General features: G+C 73.6%; 1 protein-coding gene. It reads right to left on the reverse strand.

Annotation, left to right across the window (positions count from 1 at the left end):
- Nucleotides 1-679, reverse strand: a 679-nt coding sequence (locus IF129_RS25945) for a PKD domain-containing protein (RefSeq protein ID WP_191212282.1), incomplete at its 5' end; no start/stop codon positions are given.

A 679-nucleotide genomic window follows, 5' to 3' on the forward strand; every position in this document is an offset into this window, starting at 1 on the left:
TTACCGGGGGAAGCAGAAGGCGCTGGTGCCGAGGTTCCAGCACTGGAGGGTGCGGGTGGCGGTGCCGGTGTGGCCGGCGGTGTCGGTGACGGTGAGGCGGACGGTGTAGTTCTGCTGGGCGGCGGGGTAGCGGTGGGAGACGGTGGCGCCGCTGCCGCCGGTGCCGTCGCCGAAGTCCCAGGCGTAGGCGGCGATGTCGCCGTCGGGGTCGGAGGAGCGGCGGGCGTCGAAGTCGCAGACGTCCTGCATGCAGAAGACGGTGAAGGAGGCGGTGGGCTCCTCACCGGCCGGGGGCCGCCCGGCGCGCACGGTGCGGGTGGCGGTGTCGCGGTTGCCGTCGGCGTCGGTGACGGTCAGCCGCACCTCGTAGCTCCCGGCCGCCGCGTAGGTGTGCGAGGGGGCCACCCCGGTACCGGACTCGCCGTCGCCGAAGTCCCAGGCGTAGGAGGCGATGTCACCGTCGGGGTCGGAGGACCCGGAGGCGTCGAACGCACAGCTCGGCTCGGACTCCGAACACTGGGCGGTGAACTCCGCACTGGGCCCACCCGGCTGCGGGGCATCCCCCAGACCCGACACGTCCAGCAGCAGGTTCGGCGAACCACTGCCCGGACTGCCCACCACACCCTGCTCGGCCGCCCCCACGATCGCGTCGCGCACCTCACGCGGCGACGCTCCAGGG

The sequence above is a fragment of the Streptomyces chumphonensis genome, assembly GCF_014779715.1.
Classification (GTDB): domain Bacteria; phylum Actinomycetota; class Actinomycetes; order Streptomycetales; family Streptomycetaceae; genus Streptomyces; species Streptomyces chumphonensis.